Source organism: Streptomyces sp. KLMMK (assembly GCF_036961605.1).
GTDB lineage: Bacteria > Actinomycetota > Actinomycetes > Streptomycetales > Streptomycetaceae > Streptomyces > Streptomyces telluris.
In genome coordinates this window covers 1-2,936 of the sequence record NZ_JBAMDC010000590.1, presented here as the reverse complement: position 1 = coordinate 2,936, position 2,936 = coordinate 1, and the positions used below count along the sequence as shown (strand labels likewise).

At 76.3% G+C, this 2,936-nt stretch carries 3 protein-coding genes; all 3 read right to left on the bottom strand.

Translation table 11 applies throughout. The features are described from left to right. Positions 1-18 precede the first annotated feature (18 nt). Positions 19-222, bottom strand: coding sequence for a hypothetical protein (locus V7793_RS35970; protein ID WP_336013883.1), 204 nt, complete (start codon positions 220-222; stop codon positions 19-21). A 100-nt stretch (positions 223-322) separates the two neighbouring features. Beyond that, the gene (locus tag V7793_RS35965; protein WP_336013882.1) at positions 323-1,027 is read right to left on the bottom strand and encodes a CHAP domain-containing protein; all 705 of its coding nucleotides are present in this window, start codon (positions 1,025-1,027) and stop codon (positions 323-325) included. Positions 1,028-1,299: 272 nt separating this feature from the next. Next, positions 1,300-2,936: WD40 repeat domain-containing protein (locus V7793_RS35960; protein ID WP_336013881.1), on the bottom strand; the 1,637-nt coding region annotated here is incomplete at its 5' end.

The following is a 2,936-nucleotide window of genomic DNA, read 5'->3' as shown; positions in this document are numbered from 1 at the left end:
GGGGCGTGACCGGCCCTGTCAGTTCCGGTGGGGGCAGGCTCCGGCCGGGAAGGCCCGGCACGGGTCGGCCGCGTCCGTACCGCCGGTGGCGGTCGTGGTCGCCGTGACGGTGACGGTCGTCGTGGTCGTGGTGGCGACGGCGCCTCCGGCGAGGGTGAGCGCGGCCAGGAGCAGCCCGCCGGCGGTGCGGAGGCGGGCGAGGGGAGAGGAGCGGGGTTCCATGGGAGTGTCCTTCCGGGGTCGTTGAGGGGCGATGGGGGCGGGGTGGCGCGGGTGGGGAGACGGGGACGGGGGCGGGGACGGGGGCGGGTGGGGGCGCGGGTCAGAACCGGGAGGCGAAGCCCTGGATGACCTTGGTCCGGTCCTTCAGCACCGGGCCGGCGCCGGTCCACTCGTAGCGCTGCCGGGCGATGCTGTCGTTGTGGTAGCCGGTGTTGCCCTCGACGGTCGTGACCCGGGTGCCGGAGACGCCGACCACGACGGCGACGTGCCCCGCGTGGTTCCGGCCGGCCCACATGAGGACGTCGCCGGGCTGCGGCGGCCGGTCGGCCGCGTACGGGTGCCACCGGTCGCCGGTGCCGCTGCGCCAGGCCCGGCTGTTGCCGGGGTCGGCGGGCACGCCGCGGTTCGCCCACATCCGGGCGGCGAAGAAGCCGCACCACGGACGCTGGTTCGGGTTCCCGGCGAAGCCGTTGTACTCGTTCAGGTTGGCGTTGCTGTTGCCCTTGCCGAGGTAGTTGGTGTCCCGGTCGGGGTGGCCCGGCCGGGACAGGTGCACGGGCCCGCCGCGCGTGAGGCGGAAGCGTTTGGGGGTGGTCAGGGCGCTGAGGGCGCGCTCGACGATCTTCTGCCGCTCGGCCGTCACGGCGCCGTCCGGCTCCGGTGTGGCCCAGGCGGCCGGGGCCATGGTGACGGCGGTGGGTGCGCCCTCGGCGAGGGCGGCCGTGGCGCCGGTGAGGGTGAGGGCCAGGAGGACGACGGCGGTGGGAAGGACGAGGCTGCGGTTGCGGAGGCGACGGCTGTTCACGGGGGCTCCTTGTCTCGGCTGAGGCCGTATCACCGGGGGGTGGTTTCACCCCTGTTGTCCCGGTACTTCGAGTCTCGGAGCGGGGCAGCGGTGCGGAACAGGGGTTTCCTGTTGCCTCGGCGGACAAGGCGGCGGGCAACCGCGTCCCACCGGCCGTGATGCGCATGTGGGTGAAGTGCCGCCGGTGGAAGGGAGGGCGGACGCCCGGGAACGACCGGAGACCGGGAACGACCGGAGACCGGGAGCGGCCGGGTATCAGGAGCGGCCGGCGATCAGGGGCAGCCCGGCGCGTAGGGCACGTCCGGCAGCAGGCGCTGCCACAGCGGCCGGTCCGTGGCGCTGCCCAGCGCCCTGCAGGTGCGGGCGAGGACCTCCGGCACGTCCAGGTTCCACCAGCGCACCGTCCCGTCCTCCGCCACCGACACCACCGGGCCGTCGTCGCCGAGGAAGGCCGCGGCCCGGACCCGGCCGGTGTGGCCGGTCAGGGTCAGCAGCAGGCGGCCGTCGCGCGGGTCCCAGATCCGTACGGTGTTGTCGCGGCCGGTGGTCACCAGCCGGGTGCCGGCGGGGTTAAAGGCCGCCGACGTGACGGGGCCGGTGTGCCCGGCCAGGGTGCGCAGGCTCGTGCGGCCCTCGGGGTCCCAGAGCTTGACGGTGTGGTCGCGGCTCGCCGTGGCGAGGACGCCGTCGCGGCTGAGGGCCAGGCCGAAGACGGTGTCCTCGTGTTCGGTCAGGCTGCGCAGCGCCCGGCCGTCGGAGTAGCGCCAGATGCGGACGGTGTTGTCGAGGCTGCCGGTGGCGAGGGTGTCCCGGCCGAGGAAGAGCACGCGGTAGACGCCGTCGTCGTGGCCCGGCAGCGTCCGCTCCGCCAGGGCGGCGTCCCCCGCGAGCCGCCACAGCTTCGCGCTGTGGTCCTCGGAGGCGGTGGCGAGCGCTCCGGCGTCGCCGGGGCGGAAAGCGAGCGAGGTGAGTGCCCGGCCGTGCGCCCGCCAGCGGTGGAGCGGGCGGCCGGGGTCCGCGGTGCGCCACACGGTGGCGGTGCCGTGTTCGTCGCCCGTGGCGACCAGCGACCCGTCGTGGCTGAACGCCACCGCGCGCACCGGGTCCTTCCCGGCCCGCACCGTGCGCAGGCCGCGGTCGGCGGTGCGCAGCAGGCGCAGCGTGCCGTCCCGCCCCGCGACGGCGAGGAGGGAGCGGTCGGGGCTGAGGGCCCCGTCCTGCCAGGCCGAGCCCGGCAGCGGGGTGGTGACGGCGGCCTGCGGGGTCCACAGGCGCACCGAGCCGTCCTCCCCGGACGTCGCGAGGGTGCGGCCGTCGGGGGAGTAGGCGATGGCGTAGACGGGGCCGATGTGGCTGGCGAGTTGTGCGATGCGGCGGTGCTCGGCGAGGTCCCAGATGCCGGCGGTGTCGTCCTGGCTGGCCGCGGCGAGCCGGGTGCCGTCGGGGGAGAAGGCCACGCCGAAGACGGAGTCGGAAGGCCCTTCGAGGGCGGCCTCGCGCTCGCCGGTGCGGGTGTCCCACAGGCCGATGCGGTTGAGCCACTCCCCGGTGGCCAGGCGGCGGCCGTCCGGCGAGAAGGCGAGGGCCCGGACGCGGCCGAAGTCCCGGCTGCCGACGACCCTCGACCGCCCGCTGTCCACGTCGAGGAGCCACACCCGCCCGTCGAAGCCGGCGGCTGCGACCTGTGCACCGTCCGGGCTGACGGCGGCCGCGTACAGCCACCCCAGCCCGGCGTCCCGGACCTCGGTGCGGGCCGGGCCGCCGCCCAGGCGGGTCAGGCGTACCGTGCCGTCCTCGCCTGCCGTCACCAGCAGGTCCCCGCGGTCCGACAGGGCCGCTCCCCGGACGGGCCCGCGGTGCCTGCTCTGCGGCGGCAGCGCCACGGTGCGGCCGCCCGTGCCCTCCCGCA

Bases quoted from the DNA above. Each gene is read 5' to 3' on its own strand.
- V7793_RS35970 (WP_336013883.1), bottom strand. From the start codon at position 222: ATGGAACCCCGCTCCTCTCCCCTCGCCCGCCTCCGCACCGCCGGCGGG.